This window comes from Streptomyces sp. NPDC025618 (assembly GCF_055558795.1).
On record NZ_JBVHLW010000044.1, the window covers coordinates 31,673 to 49,059 of the forward strand.

Consider the following 17,387-nt stretch of genomic DNA (forward strand, 5'->3'; position numbering starts at 1 on the left):
CCTTCCACACGGTTTCGTTCACGCGCCGGAAAGCGGGACTCCCACTTCGCGCCGGGGAAAGTCCAGGCGCGCCCGCCGAGAATCCATGGACAGGCGCACGCCCGCATCACTAAGCACGCGTGCATGAGCTCACCGACACGACGCAGGAGAACACCGACCCGACTGAGAGCGGCCGTGGCCGCCGCTCTCCTCGGGCTCGCGGCGGCGCTCGCCGGGCCCGTCGGCAGCGCGCACGGCTCCCCGGCCCGCTCCCCGGCCGGCGGCGCGGAGCGGACGACCGTCGGCGACGTCACCGGCTTCACGGCCGCCGGGCCCGCCGCCTACCGGCTGACCGCCGGCAGCGCCCAGGCGCGCGTCACCTTCGTCTCCGCCGACACCTTCCGGATCGAACTCGCCCCCGACGGCGCCTTCACCGACCCCACCGGCAAGGACATCGTCCTGCCGCAGGGCGCGCCGCCGCGTACCCGCTGGAAGGACAAGGGCGACCGCTACGACCTGAGCACCTCCGCCGTCACCCTGCGCGCGTACAAATCCCCGCTGCGCTTCGAACTCCGCCGCGCGGACGGCACCCGCCTCTGGGCCGAGGCCAAGGGGCTGAGCTGGGACAAGGACAGCACGACCCAGACCCTCGCCCGCGGCGCCCGCGAGCAGTTCTACGGCGGCGGGATGCAGAACGGCCGCGGCAACACCTCGCACCGGGGCACGACCGTCGAGATCGGCGTCGACTACAACTGGGACGACGGGGGCCACCCCAACTCCGTGCCGTACTACCTCTCCTCGGCCGGTTACGGCGTCTTCCGCAACACCTACGCCCCCGGCACATACGCCTTCGGCGACCCCGTGACGACCACCGAGAAGGAGCGGCGCTTCGACGCGTACTACTTCGCCGGGCCCACGGCCAAGGACGTCATCGGGCAGTACACGAAGCTGACCGGCCGCCCCTTCCTGCCGCCGGTCTACGGCCTGGAGGTCGGCGACTCCGACTGCTATCTGCACAACGCCAACCGCGGCGAGCGGCACACCCTGGACGCCCTGAAGGTGGCCGACGGCTATACGGCCAACGACATGCCGAACGGCTGGATGCTCGTCAACGACGGCTACGGCTGCGGCTACGAGAACCTGCCCGAGGTGAACAAGGGCCTGGCCGGCCACAAGACGAAGATGGGCCTGTGGACCCAGGACGGCCTGGCGAAGCTCGCCGACCAGGTCAAGGCCGGCCAGCGGGTGGCCAAGCTCGACGTCGCCTGGGTCGGCGACGGCTACAAGTTCGCCCTCGACGGCTGCAAGGACGCGTACAAGGGCATCGAGGACAACAGCGACGCCCGCGGCTTCACCTGGGCGCCGGAGAGCTGGTCGGGCGCGCAGCGCTGCGGGGTCCAGTGGTCGGGCGACCAGAAGGGCTCGTGGGAGTACATCCGCTGGCAGATCCCGACGTACGCGGGCGCGACGATGTCCGGCCTCGCGTACACCACGGGCGACGTCGACGGCATCTTCGCCGGCGGTCCCCGGACGTACGTCCGTGACCTCCAGTGGAAGGCGTTCCTGCCGGCCGTGATGACGATGGACGGCTGGGCGCCCAGCGACAAGCAGCCCTACCGGTACGGCGATCCGTACACCTCGATCAACCGCAAGTACCTCAAGCTCAAGGAGTCGCTGCTGCCGTACATGTACTCCTACGCGGCGGAGGCGCACCGCACCGGCGTCGGCCCGGTGCGGCCGCTCGCGCTGGAGTACCCGGACGACCCCAAGGCGTCGTCCGACGCCGCCAAGTACGAGTTCCTTTCGGGCCAGGACTTCCTCGTGGCACCGGTCTACGAGGACACCGAGGTCCGTAACGGCATCTATCTCCCCAAGGGCACCTGGACCGACTACTGGACGGGCCGCGCCTACGAGGGCCCGCGGACGCTGGACGGATACCGCGCGCCGCTCGACACCCTGCCGCTGTTCGTGAAGGCGGGTGCCGGCATCCCGATGTGGCCCGGGATCCGGTCGTACGAGGACCGCACGCCGTCCTCACCGCTCGCCTGGGACGTCTATCCGCAGGGCCGGTCGTCATTCACGCTCTACGAGGACGACGGCGTCACCCGGGCCCACCGCGCGGGCGCGTACGCCCAGCAGAAGCTGACGGTCCACGCGCCGCGCGCGGGGCGGGGCACGGTGACCCTGGACGTCGGCGCCTCCAAGGGCGACTTCCACGGCAAGCAGGCCGCCCGGCCGTACGAGTTCACGGTGCACAGCGGCACGGCCCCGGCGTCGGTGACGCTGGACGGCCGCACCCTGCCCCGGCTCTCCGGCACGGGCGGCCAGGGCGCGGGCTGGTGGTACGACGGCTCCGACCGCGGTGGCGTGGTGCACGTGCGGACGGCGGCGCTGCCGACGGACCGCGCGTTCACGGTGGCGCTGCGGGGAGCGAGCGCGATCTGACCCACGGGGCCGGGCTCCCGCCGGGACGGGCGGGGCCCGGTCCCCCTTGGAGCACCACAGATCCCGCCGCTCCGCGACCGGGTCGCCGTCGTAGGGATCGTGGGCCGTGAGGTTGTCCGCCGCCGGGTGCGTGCGCCCGGCCGGGCCCCTCGCGAAGGTGTGGAAGAGGTTGGCGGTGACCTGGGCCGTGAAGCGTGCGGTGGCCGGGGGGATGCCGTGGCCGCCGTCGCCGGTGAGGGACTCGACCCAGCGCATGGTGCCGGTGTTGAAGACGCCCGCGCCGCCGGGGGCCGTGTAGTAGGCGGAGTCGGCGAAGGTCCGTACGCCCCGGCACACCAGCCGGGAGTGGGCGACGATCTCGATCGGGCGCGGTGTGGCCTGCCCGGCGCCCACGCGGTCGTATTCGGTGCCCACCAGATTGCGGAAGGCCGTGCCGCGCGCGACGCCGGTGCCCTCGAAGAGCCAGTGGCCGGGTTCGGTGACCACGTAGTCGGCGGTCGTCGGGTTGGCTTCGTAGAGCGTCCCGGTCAGCGAGTTCTCCGGCACGGCGTGCGGGGGTTCGCGCCAGTCCGTGGTGACGGCGGCGTCGTCCTTGCCGCACATCGGGTCCCGTGCCCAGTCGCTCTTGTAGCAGACGACCAGGCGGCGGTCGCCCGTGGCGGTGTGCTCGAGGCGGACGCGGCGGAAGCAGGCATTCGCGCCCAGGAAGGCGATGTTGGTGCCCGCGTCGCGCGCGGCCGTGACCCGGGCGCGCGTCGCGGGCGTCCAGTATTCGTCGTGGCCCAGCGAGACGATGCCGTGCGCGCCGCTGAGCAGGTGGGGTTCGCGGTCGATGTCCATGGTCGTGACGTACGCCAGCGGCAGGCCGAGCCGCTCGGCGAGGGCGATGGCGGGCTGCTCGTACGTCGTGAACAGCGGCGCGCCGTCGCCGTCGTAGGGGCGGTCGCAACTGACCGCGAGGGAACGGTTGGTGTCGTCGCCCTTGCCGCCGGGGCCGTGGTAGAGGCTGTGGCCGCCCCAGGTGTTGTACGCCTGCCACGTGCCGACCGCGTTGACGAGCACGAGCCTGCCGTCCGTGCGCGAGGAACGCACGGTCACCGGTACGTACCGCTGCTCCCCGGTGGCGGCGGTGAGCCGGATCAGGTACGCGCCCTCCGGCCAGCCGCGGGTGGGGATCTCCAGCGAGGGCCGCCAGGCGGCCGCGACGGTGCGGGTGGCGCCGGTGACCGGGGGAAGCGGCCGCGCGGTGCCCGGTACGGCCTCCGAGGCCCAGACCTTGCGCGCCTGGGCACCTCCGTACCAGCCCATGCGGAACGCCTCGGCGCGGAACTCCCGCGCGGTGGTGGAGACATGCAGCCGCAGCGACTCCCCCGGCAGCACGCTCACCTGGTCGGCATACCCCTCGACGGCCCGGTCCGCGCCGCGCCGCAGCCCCCAGTCGCGGTCTCCCGGCCGTTCGTTCTCCGCCACGACCGAGCGGGCGGTGCCCGGCTCCCGCTGCCGCGTGCCGTCCGGCCCGGAACACCCGGCCACGACCGCGCCGGCGCCCGCCCCGGCGACAGCGCCGAGGAAGTGCCGCCGGTCCCACGGGTTCTCGGACATGACCCTCCCATTGCGCGCGGGGGCCCGCGGCGGCGCAAGCGGGGGCCGACGGCGACTGCTCCGTCCGGGCGGACGGCCATGCCTGCCGGGGCCCGGCGGAGGGGGCCGGGCCGCGGGCGGCGCTCACCGGCTGCTTCGGGCCCGCCTGAGGTGTCGGCCGGGCTCCGTTCCTGGTCACGGCCCTGCCAACGGCTGCGGTCACAGTCCTGCTCACGGCTGCGGTCACGGTCCTGGGATGATCAGTGCCTGGCCGGCTGCCCGATCGGCCGGGCCGCGCGTGAGTAGGGAGAAGCTGTGCTGGGAGCCTTCGAAGCCCACCGTTCCGTGAAGAAGGCCGAGCGCGCCTGGAAGCAGGGAGTGGCGCTGCTGCGGAGGGACGATCTCGACGCCGCTGCCGCGCTGTTCGAGGAGGCCGTGCTGCACGACCCCACCGCCGCCGATGCCTGGCTGGGCCTGCACGCCACGGCCCGCCGGGAGGAGGAGGCCCTCGCGGCCATGAACGAGCACGTGGCCACGTTCGGCGCCCTGCAGCGGAAGTACGGCATGCCGCTGACGTCGTGGTACTACGTCGGCGTGTACGTCCAGACGGAGCTCGTGATCGCCGACGACCTGTGGTTCGCGAACGTGGCCCGGCTGCTGGATGACGAGGACTACGAGCGGGCGGCACAGGCACTGGCCCGGCCGCCCTACGAGAACGACGCGCTCCGGCTGCTGCGCGTACGCCTCGCCCATGAGACCGGCGACTGGCCCGGGGTGCTGACGTGGGCCCGTGCCATCGAGGACGAGGGCATGGCCGCCGAGGAGGCGAACCTGTACGTCGGGGCGGCGCATCTGCACCGCGCGGAATACCACGAGGCCCTGCGGATCCTGGCGCCGATGCCCCGGCACTTCGACTCCGGCGACACGTTCGAGGCCGCGGTGTCCTACTACCGCGGGGCGGCGTGCGAGGGGCTCGGCGATCCGGACGCGGCGCTGGGGCACTATCAGCACGCGCACCGCCTGGACCCCGGCCTGGCCGACGTGGCGGAGGTCGTCCAGGAGCTGCTGGGCGAGGGTGAGGCCGGGGAGGGGGACGTGGCCGCCACGGAGGACACCCCTCCGGCCACGAGGCCCGCCGCGGTGCCCGTGCCGGACGGGGCGCGCGCGGCGCTCCTCAGGGAGGCCCAGGAGGCGCTGGACGCCATGATCGGCCTGGAGCCGGTCAAGCGCCAGGTGCGCACGCTCATCGCGCAGTTGCGCATGGTGGCCCTGCGCGAGGAGCAGGGGCTGCCGGCCGCGGCGCGCCCCCAGCACTTCGTGTTCGCCGGTCCGCCCGGCACGGGCAAGACCACCGTCGCCCGGATCATCGGGAAGGTCTTCGCCGGACTGGGCCTGCTCGAGAGCGGGCACGTCGTCGAGGCGCAGCGCGTCGACCTGGTCGGCCAGTACCTCGGGGCGACCGCCATCAAGACGACCGAGGTGATCGATTCGGCCATGGACGGCGTGCTGTTCGTCGACGAGGCGTACGCCTTGGTCAACAGCGGCTACGACGGCGGCGACGCGTTCGGCTCGGAGGCCGTGCAGGTGCTGCTGAAGCGGGCGGAGGACGACCGGGACCGACTCGTGGTGGTCCTCGCGGGCTACCGCAAGGAGATGGCCGAGCTCCTGAGCACCAACCCCGGTCTGGCCTCGCGCTTCACGACCCGGGTGGACTTCCCCTCGTACTCGGCGGAGGAACTGCTGCTCATAGCCGAGTCGTTGATCGGCCAGCAGGGCGACACGGTGGACCCGGCCGCCAGGGCCGTGCTCGCCGGGTGCTTCACCGAGGCGCTCGACCGGGAGCTCGGCGAGAAGCTCGGCAACGGCCGCTTCGCCCGTGAGCTCTGCCAGAAGGCCGCCGCCGTACGGGATCTGCGGGTCGCGGCCGTCCTGGAGGAGGGCCGCACGCCGACGCGTGAGGAGATCACGACGCTGCTCGCCGAGGACATCGCGAGCGCCTACCAGGAGCTGGCGGAGCCGCACGTGGGCGCGGCGGCGGAGTGATCCCGCGGGTGGCGCCGTGTGCGCCACCGGTGTTCCCGGTCCGCCGGACGGGCCACGGCAGCGGCCCGTCCGGCGGATCGGGGAGGCGTTCCTAGAGCGCCACGCCCAGCAGCGCGTCCACCGCGCGGGAGACCAGGCCGGGCGCTCCCTCGTCCGTGCCGCCGTCGGTGGCCTGGGCCGCGGCCCAGGCGTCGACGGCGGCGAGGGCGCGCGGCGCGTCGAGGTCGTCCGCGAGGGCCTCGCGGATCTCCTCCACCAGGGCGTCGGCCGACGGCCCGTCGGGACGCGAGACGGCCGCGCGCCAGCGGGCGAGCCGCTCCCGCGCCCCGGTCAGGACGGAGTCGGTCCACTCCCAGTCGGCGCGGTAGTGGTGGGACAGCAGGGCCAGCCGGATCGCGGCCGGGTCGACGCCCTCGCGGCGCAGCGCGGAGACGAAGACGAGGTTGCCCCGGGACTTGGACATCTTCTCGCCGTCGAGGGCGACCATCCCGGCGTGCACGTACGCCTGGGCGTAGGGGTGCTCGCCGGTCAGCGCCTGGGCGTGCGAGGCGCCCATCTCGTGGTGCGGGAAGACCAGGTCGGAGCCGCCGCCCTGGAGGTCGAAGCCCATGCCGAGGTGGTCGAGGGCGATGGCGACGCACTCGATGTGCCAGCCGGGGCGGCCGGGGCCGAGGGTGGCCCCGTCCCAGCTGGGCTCGCCCGGGCGGGCGGCCATCCACAGCATCGGGTCGAGGGGGTTCTTCTTGCCGGGGCGCTCCGGGTCGCCGCCGCGCTCGGCGGACAGCAGCCGCATCGCCTCGGCGTCGAGGCCGGAGACGCCGCCGAAGGCGGGGTCGGCGGCGACGGAGAAGTAGATGTCGCCCTCGAGTTCATAGGCGGCACCGGCGTCGCGCAGCCGCTCCACCAGGGGGACGATCTTCGGTATCGACTCCACGGCGCCGACGTAGTGCCGGGGCGGGAGCATCCGCAGGGCGGTCATGTCCTCGCGGAAGAGCGCGGTCTCGCGCTCGGCGAGGGCGGTCCAGTCCTCGCCGTCACGCACGGCCCGCTCCAGCAGCGGGTCGTCGATGTCGGTGACGTTCTGGACGTAGTGAACCTGCCGCTTGGTGTCGAGCCACACGCGCTGCACGAGGTCGAACGCGTTGTAGGTCGCCGCGTGACCCATGTGGGTCGCGTCGTACGGCGTGATGCCGCACACATAGATACGGGCGACGGGGCCGGGGACGAGGGTCACCCGTCCACCGGTCGCGGTGTCGTGGATCCGGAGGTCGCGGCCACTGCCAGGCAGGGCGGGAACCTCAGAAGCGGGCCAGGCATACATGACATGAGCGTAACCGGACGCATGTTCCGGATACGAACCGGATCCGGCTGTTGGCCGAATCAGCTGTCTTGCGCCATGGCGCCGCGCTGTGCTTCCGGATCGGGCCGGCCTTTGCCCGGGGCCACCGCGCGCGGGACGCGGGCGGTGGCCGACGGGCTCGCCGCGCGGCCGAGCCGCACGGCGGACCCGGCCCAGGAGCGGCGGGTACCAGGCCCCCGGCGGCTACACCGGAGGCCAGGGGATGGCCGGCCACTGCCCGCTCGGCTCGCGGTGCCGTCCCGTGCGCAGCAGATCGACGACCCGCTCGCGCAGCGCGGCGATCTCCGCGGGGGTGATCAGTTCGGCGAGGCGCACGGCCAGGGGGCTTCCGTCGGCCAGATCGGCCGAAAGTCGCCGTAGCGCCTCGATCGCCTCCTCGGGCAGCGGCTCCCCCGCCCAGCCCCACAGCAGCGTGCGCAGCTTGTCGTCGGCGTTGAAGGTCACGCCGTGATCGATGGCGTAGAGCCGGCCGTCGGCGGCGGGCAGCAGGTGGCCGCCCTTGCGGTCACCGTTGTTGATCACCGCGTCGAGCACGGCGAGGCGGCGCAGCCGTTCGTCGTCGGCGTGCACGAGCAGCGCGGTGCGCTCCTCCCCCACGTCGGCGAAGCCCACGGCCTTCCAGCCCTGCCCGGGCTCCTCGCCGTCGACGAGGGCCAGGAGCCGGCCGTCGGCCTCGTCCTCGGACGCCTCGACCCACAGCTGGACCATGCCCTCGCCGTACGGGCCGTCGCGCAGCACGGTGGGCGGGACGAGCCCCCACCCCATGGCCTCGGAGAGCTCGTACGCCGCGACCTCGCGCTGGGCGAGCGTGCCGTCGGGGAAGTCCCACAGGGGGCGCTCCCCGGCGACCGGTTTGTAGACACAGGCGGCGCTCACGCCCTCGTACTCGACCGTGCAGTAGAGGACGGCGTTGGACGCCTCGCGGACCCGGCCGCGCACCGTGAGCTCGCCCAGGGTGAGCAGCTCGTGCGGGGTCACGCTCCGCGGCGGTATCCGTTCTGGCGCGGACATACGTGTCCCTCCGGGTCGAGCGGCAGGCTGCACAGGGGGCAGGGCGGGCGGCCGGCGTTGACGACCTCCAGGGCGCGCTTGGCGAACGCGCGGGCCATGGCGCCGGTGAGCCGTACGCGCAGCATGGGCGGGCCGTTCGCCTCGTCCTGGAGCAGCCGCTCCTCGGCCTCGGCCAGGTCCTCGTCGGTGTCCGCGTCCAGCTCGACGAGCGCCTGGGCCTCCACGATCATCCGCTGGCCCTCGCCGTCCCAGGCCAGGGCCATGGTGCCGACGCGGAACTCCTCCTCGACGGGGGACTCCAGCGGCGCGGTGTCGCTGATCTCGGTGGGTGCCACGGCGGGCACCGGGGCATTGCCGCCGGTGCGCCGGACGACCTCGTCCAGCAGCTCGTCGATGCGCTCGGCGAGCGCCTCCACCTGCGCCTTCTCCAGGGCGACGCTGGTGGTCCGGCCGGCCGCGGTGGCCTGGAGGAAGAAAGTGCGGCGGCCCGGCAGCCCGACCGTACCGGCGACGAAACGGTCCGGCGGGTCATAGAGGAACACCTGACGGGACAACGTCCTGCTCCCTTTGGTTCGGGGGGGTCGGCTGGTGGTCTCAGGTGGCCGGCGGGAACGGCTGGGGGCCGGCCTTCCGTGCGCTGATCACGGGTGGAGCGGCGGCCGGGGCCGCGCCACCACCCTACTGCGCACGGCGATCACGGTGCTCCCGCCCCGCCCCCTACGACGCCGTCGGCGCCGGGCACGGCGGGCGCCTCCTCGGCGGGGGCGAGGTTGCGCAGGTCGCCGGTGTCGCCGAGGCGCACCAGGAAGGGGCGCAGCCGGGTGTAGCGGATGGCCGTGACGGAGCAGGGGTCGACCGCGATCCGCTGGAAGAGGTCGAGGTGGGTGCCGAGGGCGTCGGCGACGAGGGACTTGATGATGTCGCCGTGCGAGCACATGAGGTAGACGGCCTCGGGGCCGTGCTCCTCCTCGATCCGGGCGTTCCACTCCCGCACGGCGTCGAGGGCGCGTGCCTGCATGGCGCGTACGGACTCGCCGCCGGGGAAGGCCGCGGCGGAGGGGTGCCGCTGGACGACCTCCCAGAGGGGTTCCTCGGTGAGTTCGGCGATCTTGCGGCCGGACCAGTCGCCGTAGTGGCACTCGCCGATCCGGTCGTCCGTGTGCACGGGCAGCGCGGGCCGGGCGGCGAGCAGCGGCGCGAGGGTCTCCCGGCAGCGCTGGAGCGGGCTGGAGACGGCGGCGGCGAGCGGGAGTTGCGCGAGCCGGGCGGGCAGGGCGGCGGCCTGGGCGGCGCCGCGCTCGTCCAGGGCGACGCCGGGGGTCCACCCTGCGAGGACTCCGCCGGTGTTGGCGGTGGACCGGCCGTGCCGGAGCAGGATCAGCGTGGGCATGCCGTTCACCTTAGGCGGTGGGCGGCGGGGGTCGCTGCCCGTCCTGTCGGGCCGTGGGTTCCCGCTCCCCGGCCGGGCTTGGTGTTCCGGGGGTGGACAACGGCACAATGCACGCGTGATCGTGGACTGCGCTATCTACCGTGACGGACGCCGCACCGAGGGGCCCGCCGACTTCTCCGACGCGCTCGAGGAGGCGCGGGCGGAGGGCCACTCCTTCCTCTGGATCGGGCTGCACGAGCCCACGGAGAAGGAGTTCGAGCTGGTGACCAGCGAGTTCGGGCTGCACCCGCTGGCCGTCGAGGACGCCTTGAAGGCCCATCAGCGGCCGAAGCTGGAGGTCTACGAGGACTCCCTGTTCGTCGTGCTCAAGCCCGTCACCTACGACGACGCCGCGGACACCGTCACCACCAGCGAGCTGATGCTCTTCCTCGGCGACTCCTTCGTGGTGACCGTGCGGCACGGCGAGGGCAGCCCGCTGGCCGAGGTGCGCCAACGGCTGGAGCAGGAGCCGGAGGTGCTCCGGCACGGGCCCGCAGCGGTGCTGTACGCGGTGAGCGACGCGATCGTGGACCAGTACATCGACGTGGCGATGGAGCTCCAGGCGGACCTGGAGGAGCTGGAGACGGAGGTCTTCGCCCCGGTGGGCGGGGACTCCAAGAACACGGCGTCGCGGATCTACGCGTTCAAGCGCCAGGTCATGGAGTTCCGGCGGGCGTCGGGGCCGCTGACGGAGCCGATGTCACGGCTGACGGGCGCGGGTGTGCCCTTTGTGCCGGAGCCTTCGCGTCCGTTCTTCCGCGACGTGAGCGACCACCTCACGCGGGCGAACGAGTACGTGGACGGCCTGGACCGGCTGCTCACCGACATACTGTCCGCGCACCTGGCACAGGTGGGCGTCCAGCAGAACGACGACATGCGCAAGATCTCCGCGTGGGCGGCGATGGCGGCGGTCCCGACGATGATCGCCGGTATCTACGGCATGAACTTCCACGACATGCCGGAGCTGCGGCAGCCCTGGGGGTACCCGGCGGCGGTCGTGCTGATGGCGGGTCTGGTCTTCTGGCTGCACCGCTACTTCAAGCGGCGCGGGTGGCTCTGACGCGGGGCGCGGCACGCACGGCGCCCCGGGTGCCGGATGAGGGCCCGTCCGCAGGGCGCCTCCGCCGGAGGCGGCGAACCGGCTCGCGGCCGGGCACGGCACGCACGCCGCCCGGCGTGTCGAAGGTGCGGCAAAGCTCGCCGCGAGGCGTAACCCCTCGGCCGTACGGGCGTTGTGTTCTGTACCGGCCGTGGCGGGGAAGACACCCCGAGCCCCCACCACGGCCGTAGACCCGGTCCGAGGAATCCCCCGCTACGCCAGCCCGGCGCGCTCCAGGGCGGTCACGCCCGCGCGCAGGCTCGCGATCCGCTCGTCCAGGGTGAAGCCCGCGGGGGCCAGCGAGAGGGTGGTCACCCCGGCGTCGGCGTACGCCTGCATCCGGTCGGCCACGCGCTCCACGGGCCCGAGCAGGGTGGTGGAGTCGATCAGCTCGCGCGGGACGGCCGCGGCGGCGCCCTGCTTGTCCCCGGAGAGGTACTTCTCCTGGATCTCGGCGGCGGCCTTCTCGTAACCCATGCGCTGGGCCAGCTTGTTGTAGAAGTTCTGCTTGGCGCTGCCCATGCCGCCGACATAGAGGGCGGTGTAGGGGCGGAAGAGGTCGGCCAGGGCGTTGACGTCGTCGCCCACGGCCATCGGGACGGTCGGGGCCAGGTCGAAGCCGTCGAGGTCCTTGCCGATCCTGGCGCGGCCCGCACGCAGGGCGCCCAGGGTGGTCTCCTCGGCGTGCTCGGGCGCGAAGAAGACGACGAGGGCGCCGTCGGCGATCTCACCGGTCTGTTCGAGGTTCTTGGGGCCGATGGCGGCGATGTAGAGCGGGATGCGCTCGCGCACGGGGTGGACGGTCAGCTTGATCGGCTTGCCGGGGCCGCCGGGGAGCGGGAGCGTCCAGTGCTCACCGTCGTGGGTGACGCGCTCGCGGGACATGGCCTTGCGGACGATGTCGACGTATTCGCGGGTCCGGGCGAGCGGCTTGTCGAACTTCACGCCGTACCAGCCCTCGGAGACCTGCGGGCCGGACACGCCGAGGCCGAGCCGGAAGCGGCCGCCGGAGAGCGAGTCGAGGGTGGCCGCGGTCATCGCGGTCATCGTGGGCGTACGGGCCGGGATCTGGAAGATCGCCGAACCGATGTCGATCCGCTCGGTCTGCGCCGCGACCCAGGACAGGACGGTGGGCGCGTCGGAGCCGTACGCCTCGGCGGCCCAGCAGACCGCGTAGCCGAGGCGGTCGGCCTCACGGGCGACCTCGAGGTTGTCGGCGTCCATCCCGGCTCCCCAGTAGCCGAGGTTGATCCCGAGCCTCATACGACCCATAACCGGTCCCCTTACCCATCAGTAACGTCACTGTTCCGGCGAGCGTAGCGCGCCGACCAGGGGTACGTCATCGGCGAGTTGTCCACAGGCCGCCGCCGGGAGTTGTCCACAGGCGGACACGGGGCACGCCGCGGCCAGTAACCTCAGCGCTCATGGAGCAAAGGCAGCTGGGCCGCACGGGCCTGCGGGTATCCCGGATCGGGCTGGGCACGCTCACCTGGGGGCGGGACACCGGCGAGCCGGATGCCGCCGATCAGCTCAAGACGTTCTGGGAGGCGGGCGGCACGCTCGTCGACACCGCCGACGTCTACGCGGACGGCGGCGCCGAGTATCTGCTCGGCCGGCTGATGGAGGATCTGGTGCCCCGGCGCGACCTGGTCATCGCGACCAAGTCCGGCAGCGTCCTCGACACCGACCGGCGGTTCGACGGCTCGCGGGGCCACCTCCTCGCCGCGCTCGACGCCTCCCTGGAGCGGCTCGGCACGGATTACGTCGACCTGTGGCAGGTCCACGCCTTCGACCCGCACACCCCGCTCGAGGAGACCCTCCAGGCGCTCGACATGGCCGTCAGCAGTGGCCGCGCCCGTTACGCCGGAGTCTCCAACTTCTGCGGCTGGCAGCTCGCCAAGGCGGCCACCTGGCAGCTGGCCGCGCCCGGCACGCGGACCCGGCTGGCCAGCACGCAGATGGAGTATTCGCTGCTCCAGCGGGGCATCGAGCGCGAGGTGCTGCCCGCCGCGCTCGACCTGGGTATCGGGATCCTGCCGTCCTCGCCGCTCGGCCGCGGCGTGCTCACGGGGAAGTACCGCCACGCGACCCCGGCCGACTCCCGGGGCGCGTCCGAGCACCTGGCCCCCTTCGTCGCCCCGTATCTCGACGAGCCCGCGGGCCGCGTCGTCGACGCCGTCGCCACGGCGGCTGACGGGCTCGCCACGACCTCCCTGAAGGTGGCCCTCGCCTGGGTGCGGGACCGGCCCGGAGTGGTCGCCCCGATCATCGGCGCGCGCAACGAGCAGCAGCTCAGAGCGGCATTGTCAGTGGAAGCCCTTACGCTTCCGGACGAGATCTGCCAGGCGCTCGACGATGTGTCGGCCCCTGTGCACCGCTACCCCGATCAGGACTGGAGCACCCTGTGAGCACCGACCGCCGTCCCGCCTCACCGGCCCCCCAGGGGGACGACGAGCCCCAGGGGTCCCGTGGCGCACCGTCACCCGACGCGGCCCCGGCCGAGGCGGTCCCGGCGGAGGCGGTTCCGGCGGAGGCGGTTCCGGCGGAGGCGGTTCCGGCGGAGGCGGTTCCGGCGGAGGCTCCGGCGGGCGCGGGCAGCACGGAAGGCGCCGGTGCCCAGGACCCCGCCGGGTCCGGGAAGCGGTCGGCCGTGGCCGAGGCGCTGGCCGCCGCCGTGCGGGCCGTGGAGAGCGGCGAGCGGTCGGCCGCCTCGTATTTCAACGAGCGGAGCCGTCCGGCCCCCGCGGCCCGCAAGCCCTCCGCCCCGCGCGCGGAGGCGCCCACGGCGGGCCCCGCCGTCGCCGCCCCGCGCCGCCCGCTGTCGGACGCGGCGCTCGCCGAGGGGCTCGCCGGCGTACGGGAGGTGCTCGCCGCCGGGGGCGCCCCGGAGCAGCTCGCCGTGCGTGCGGTCGAGACGCTGGGCGAGCAGGCGGGCGCGCTCCTGCGCGACGACCCCTGGCAGCTGCTGGCCGTGCCGGGCGTGCGCCCCGAGCAGGCCGATGGCTTCGCGCGGGCACTGCTGGGCCCGGAGTGCGGCCCCGGCGACGAGCGCCGTGCCGCCGCCCTGACCGGCTGGCTGCTGGAGCGCGCCGCGCTCGAAGGCCACACGGTGCTGGAGGCTCCGGCCCTGCGCGAGGCCCTCGCCCGGCACGCCGTCCCCGACCCGGACGAGGCCATCCAGAGCGCCATCGCCGAGGGCGCGGTGCTGGTCTTCCAGGAAGCGCTGGAGTCCCCGGCCACCGGCGCCCGGGGCACACGGGCCACGGAGGACGGCGAGGAGCCGGAAACCCCGGTCCGCCTGCTCCTGGGCCTGGACCGCTACGCGATGGCGGAGGAAAGCCTGGCCGACGGCCTGGCGCGGCTGATCAGCACGTTCACGGCGCGGACCGGCGCAGAGGGGACGGAGCCTGCCGACGACACGGCGGGTGACGGCGCGGAGCCCGAGGCCGGCGGCGGTACGGCGGGTGACCACCCGGCCGGTGACGGTACAGCCGCGGCCGAGGCGGAAGCCGGCACAACCGGAGCGAGGGCCAGGGCCGACGCGGCAGTTGGCGGCGCGACGGGCACGGAAGCCGAGGGCGACGGCGATACGGCGAACGGCGGGACGGCGAACGGCGGGACGCCCGGAGCGGAGACCGGCGGCGGCGCGACCGATGGCAACGCGGCCGGAGCCGAGGGCGACGGCGGCGCGGTGACGGTCGGCGCGGCCACGGTCGGCGCGGCCGGAGCGGGAGCAGCCGACAGCCCGTCCGGAGCAGAAGCCGGGGACGACGCGACCGGTGGTGGCGGAGCCGACGGCGGAACGGCCGGAGCAGTTGCCCACGCCAACCCCGCCGCGACCGAGCCCAGCACGCCCGGCGCCGAGTCAGGCAACGGCACAGCCGGAGCGGGCGCGGACGAGGCCATGACCGGAGCAGAAGCCGAGGGCGGCAATCGCGGCGAAGCCGAAGCCGACGGCCGGACGGCCGGAGCAGAGAGCGACGCCACTGGCGGCACGACCGGAGCCGGGCCCCGCAGCCGCGCCGCCGGAGGCGACGCCGCCCCGGCGGATGACGGAACCGCCGATGGCCGGGCGGCCGCCGAAGGCGAGGCCCACGGCGGCAGCCGTGCAGGCGCGGCCGACCCCTGGGCAGCCCTCGCCGAGGCGGCCACGGCCGCCTCGGCGCCCGCTTCGGCCAAGGAGCTGATCCAGGCCGTCGCCGGGGCCGGGCTGGTGACGCACAGCGGCGGGGAAGCCTCGCGTGCCGAGGTCGCCACGCTGGTCGGCGCGGCGCGCGCCGTCGGGCTGCGCGCCTGGATCGCCGTGCACGCCGAGGGCGGCCGGCGGGCGGAGGCCCTCGACGGGACCGGAGCGGTGACCCTCACCGGCCTGCTGTCCGGCCTGGAAGGCCCCGGTCGCGACGCCGACGGCTCGCTCGCCCTCGATGTGCTCGCCGTCCTGGACGCCCCGCAGCTCGACGTCGAGACGGCCGCCGTGCTCGTGGAATCCCTGGCGGACGGCACCCGGCTGGTGCTGAGCGGCGACCCGGGCGTGCTCTGGTCGGCCGGGCCGGGCAGGGTGTTCGCCGATGTGGTGGCCGCTCACGCCTGCCCCACTGTCGTCTCGCGCACCCCGGACCCGGGCCCGCTCGGGGAGCTGGTGTCGGGCATCGGCATCGGCGAGCTGACCAAGGTGGACGCCCCCGGCAAGGAGGTCGTGATCGTCCCGGTCCGGGATCCGGGCGAGGCCGTGCACCGCACGGTCCAGCTCGTCGCGGACTCCGTCCCCCGGGCGATCGGCGTGCCCGCCGAGCAGACCCAGGTCATCACCCCGGGCCACGGCGGCCCCGCGGGCACGCGCGCGCTCAACGCGGCGCTGAAGGAGCGGCTGAACCCAGGCCCCGGCCGGTTCGGCGGCTTCGACCCGGGCGACCGGGTGGCGTACGTCCCGGCACCCGGCCGCATGATCCCCGGCACCGTGCTCTCCGCGGACGCGGAAGGGCTGCGCCTGGACTGCGCGGGCACGCCCGTGGTCGTGCCGAAGGAGCTCGTCGGCGGGGCCGTGCGGCACGGCTGGGCCGTCACCGCCCACCAGGCGGCCGGCCTGCGCTGGCCCGCGGCCGTGGTCGTGCTGCCGGGCGACGCCGCGCGGACGCTGACGCGGTCGTGGGTCTATACGGCCTTCGGCAGGGCGGAGCGCCACCTGTCCGTCGTGCAGGGGGTCGACCAGGCGCTGCCGCGCGCCGTGGCCGAGGTCCCGGCGAAGGAGCGGACGACGCGGCTGAAGTCCCTGCTGCGGGCCCAGCACCAGTCCGGCTGACCCGGCACGCCGTACGGGGCCGGCGCGCCGGCCCCGTACGGCATCCGTGGATCTCCGCGGGTCAGCGCCCGGGGGCGCTCCCCCCGCCCCGTACGGCGCCGTCCTCTTCGTCGAAGGTGTCGTCGTCCAGGCCGTCCTCGTCCGGGTCCGCCTCCTCGTCGAAGACGGCGCTGACGTCGAAGCGGCAGATGACCCGCTGGGGGTCCGCCTGGTCGAAGGGGGCGGCCAGCCAGTCCCCCGGCTCGGCGGGCCTGTCGGCCGCGGCCACCCAGAGCGTGGAGTCACCTTCCTCCAGGCCGAACTCCTTGTGCCGCGAGGCGATCTCGTCCGGTTCGTACTCCCCGAACAGCACGCCGAGGGCGGCGTGCACACTGCTGCCGACGACGCCCGCCGTGCTGCCGGGGGCGCCCGTGTCCGGTTCGACGTCGGGATCCAGGTCGGCGACCCGCTGGGCCTGGGCGAGCAGCCGCGGGGGCTCGACGACCGCGTAGTCCCGGCGGATCAGGACGCTCAGCGCGCTCGGCTCCTCCGGCCCGGCATAGGCCGGCAGGGTGTCGTCGCCCGGGATCTCGAAGGGCGTGACCTCGTCATAGACGTCGTAGAGCAGCTCGTCGTACGCCTCGGCTGTCGCGGCCAGCTCGTTGAACGCGGCGTAGACGGCCGGGTCGTCCTCCCCCGACCGGCGTTCGACGGCGTCGAGGTGACGGTCCAGCGCGGCTTTGACCGCCTCGGCGGCGGCGCGTACCTCGGCAGCGGATGGCTGCGCAGCATCAGACATAGTGCAGACGCTATCCGCACCGGGCCGGTTCCCGCACAATAGATGCGATGCCGGAATACGAATTCTGCGATGTGTATGTGCCGAGGGGTGTCTCCCGAGGGGCGGCCACACGCTTGCTGACCGACCACGCCGAGTACGGACACTGGGAGTTGGACCGACTGCGTCTCAATCCCGACGGCAGCCGCAAGGTGCGGCTGCGCCGTCGGATCATCCGCCAGCTGCGCGCGACCTGGTGACAGCACGAACGGAGCGGGGCCCGCGATCGCGGGGCCCGCCCCCTGCCGAGGCGGTCAGCCCTTTGTGTCCGGGGCCGTTCTTCGCGGAGCGGGGGCGGTGGTAGAAAATCGGAAGAGCACAAGCCTG

11 protein-coding genes and 2 pseudogenes are annotated in these 17,387 nt (G+C 74.0%); 6 read left to right on the plus strand and 7 right to left on the minus strand.

From position 1 onward, the window contains the following. Positions 1-123 precede the first annotated feature (123 nt). Positions 124-2,421: pseudogene (locus tag ACZ4A5_RS26905) on the plus strand (glycoside hydrolase family 31 protein); the annotation flags it as partial. Between the two features lie 294 nt (positions 2,422-2,715). Here the strand turns inward: ACZ4A5_RS26905 and ACZ4A5_RS26910 are convergent. Then, a pseudogene (locus tag ACZ4A5_RS26910) lies at positions 2,716-4,026 on the minus strand (N,N-dimethylformamidase beta subunit family domain-containing protein); the annotation flags it as partial. 294 nt (positions 4,027-4,320) lie between these two features. Between ACZ4A5_RS26910 and ACZ4A5_RS26915 the strand changes: the two are divergent. After that, positions 4,321-6,048 carry an AAA family ATPase gene (locus ACZ4A5_RS26915; RefSeq protein ID WP_467589492.1) on the plus strand — a complete coding sequence of 576 codons (1,728 nt, stop codon included), beginning with the start codon at positions 4,321-4,323 and terminating at the stop codon, positions 6,046-6,048. Positions 6,049-6,139: 91 nt separating this feature from the next. Here ACZ4A5_RS26915 and mshC read toward each other — a convergent pair whose 3' ends face one another. The 4 genes from mshC to ACZ4A5_RS26935 all read right to left on the minus strand — a co-directional run bounded on the left by mshC (position 6,140) and on the right by ACZ4A5_RS26935 (position 9,809). After that, positions 6,140-7,369, minus strand: coding sequence for a cysteine--1-D-myo-inosityl 2-amino-2-deoxy-alpha-D-glucopyranoside ligase (gene mshC / locus ACZ4A5_RS26920; RefSeq protein ID WP_467589495.1), 1,230 nt, complete (start codon positions 7,367-7,369; stop codon positions 6,140-6,142). A gap of 222 nt (positions 7,370-7,591) precedes the next feature. Next, positions 7,592-8,419: an SCO1664 family protein gene (locus ACZ4A5_RS26925; RefSeq protein ID WP_467589500.1), complete on the minus strand. Its 828-nt coding sequence runs from the start codon at positions 8,417-8,419 to the stop codon at positions 7,592-7,594. Continuing rightward, complete coding sequence (locus ACZ4A5_RS26930; RefSeq protein ID WP_398872572.1) at positions 8,383-8,973, minus strand: DUF3090 domain-containing protein; 591 nt, start codon at positions 8,971-8,973, stop codon at positions 8,383-8,385. The genes ACZ4A5_RS26925 and ACZ4A5_RS26930 overlap by 37 nt, the downstream gene beginning before the upstream one ends. 140 nt (positions 8,974-9,113) lie before the next feature. Then, positions 9,114-9,809: a histidine phosphatase family protein gene (locus ACZ4A5_RS26935; RefSeq protein WP_398872570.1), complete on the minus strand. Its 696-nt coding sequence runs from the start codon at positions 9,807-9,809 to the stop codon at positions 9,114-9,116. A 115-nt stretch (positions 9,810-9,924) separates the two neighbouring features. Between ACZ4A5_RS26935 and corA the strand changes: the two genes are divergently transcribed. Continuing rightward, positions 9,925-10,908 carry a magnesium/cobalt transporter CorA gene (gene corA / locus ACZ4A5_RS26940; protein WP_467589507.1) on the plus strand — a complete coding sequence of 328 codons (984 nt, stop codon included), beginning with the start codon at positions 9,925-9,927 and terminating at the stop codon, positions 10,906-10,908. A gap of 252 nt (positions 10,909-11,160) precedes the next feature. Here the strand turns inward: corA and ACZ4A5_RS26945 are convergent, their stop codons facing one another. Further along, entirely contained in the window at positions 11,161-12,210 is a 1,050-nt protein-coding gene (locus ACZ4A5_RS26945) for an LLM class F420-dependent oxidoreductase (RefSeq protein WP_398872733.1), read from the minus strand. A gap of 161 nt (positions 12,211-12,371) precedes the next feature. Between ACZ4A5_RS26945 and ACZ4A5_RS26950 the strand changes: the two genes are divergently transcribed. Together ACZ4A5_RS26950 and ACZ4A5_RS26955 are read left to right on the plus strand one after the other, a co-directional pair. Then, on the plus strand, positions 12,372-13,355 hold the full coding sequence (locus ACZ4A5_RS26950) for an aldo/keto reductase (RefSeq protein ID WP_467589509.1): 984 nt from the start codon (positions 12,372-12,374) through the stop codon (positions 13,353-13,355). Beyond that, on the plus strand, positions 13,352-16,246 hold the full coding sequence (locus tag ACZ4A5_RS26955) for a helix-hairpin-helix domain-containing protein (protein ID WP_467589512.1): 2,895 nt from the start codon (positions 13,352-13,354) through the stop codon (positions 16,244-16,246). Before ACZ4A5_RS26950 ends, ACZ4A5_RS26955 begins: the two co-directional genes overlap by 4 nt. A gap of 61 nt (positions 16,247-16,307) precedes the next feature. On the opposite strand, the gene ACZ4A5_RS26960 is transcribed toward ACZ4A5_RS26955, so the two are convergent. Further along, positions 16,308-17,024 (minus strand): hypothetical protein, encoded by a 717-nt coding sequence (locus ACZ4A5_RS26960; RefSeq protein WP_467589515.1) that lies wholly within the window; start codon positions 17,022-17,024, stop codon positions 16,308-16,310. Positions 17,025-17,071: 47 nt separating this feature from the next. On the opposite strand from ACZ4A5_RS26960, the gene ACZ4A5_RS26965 reads away from it, so the two are divergent. Next, entirely contained in the window at positions 17,072-17,260 is a 189-nt protein-coding gene (locus tag ACZ4A5_RS26965; protein ID WP_398872561.1) for a DUF5703 family protein, read from the plus strand. Positions 17,261-17,387: the final 127 nt, after the last annotated feature.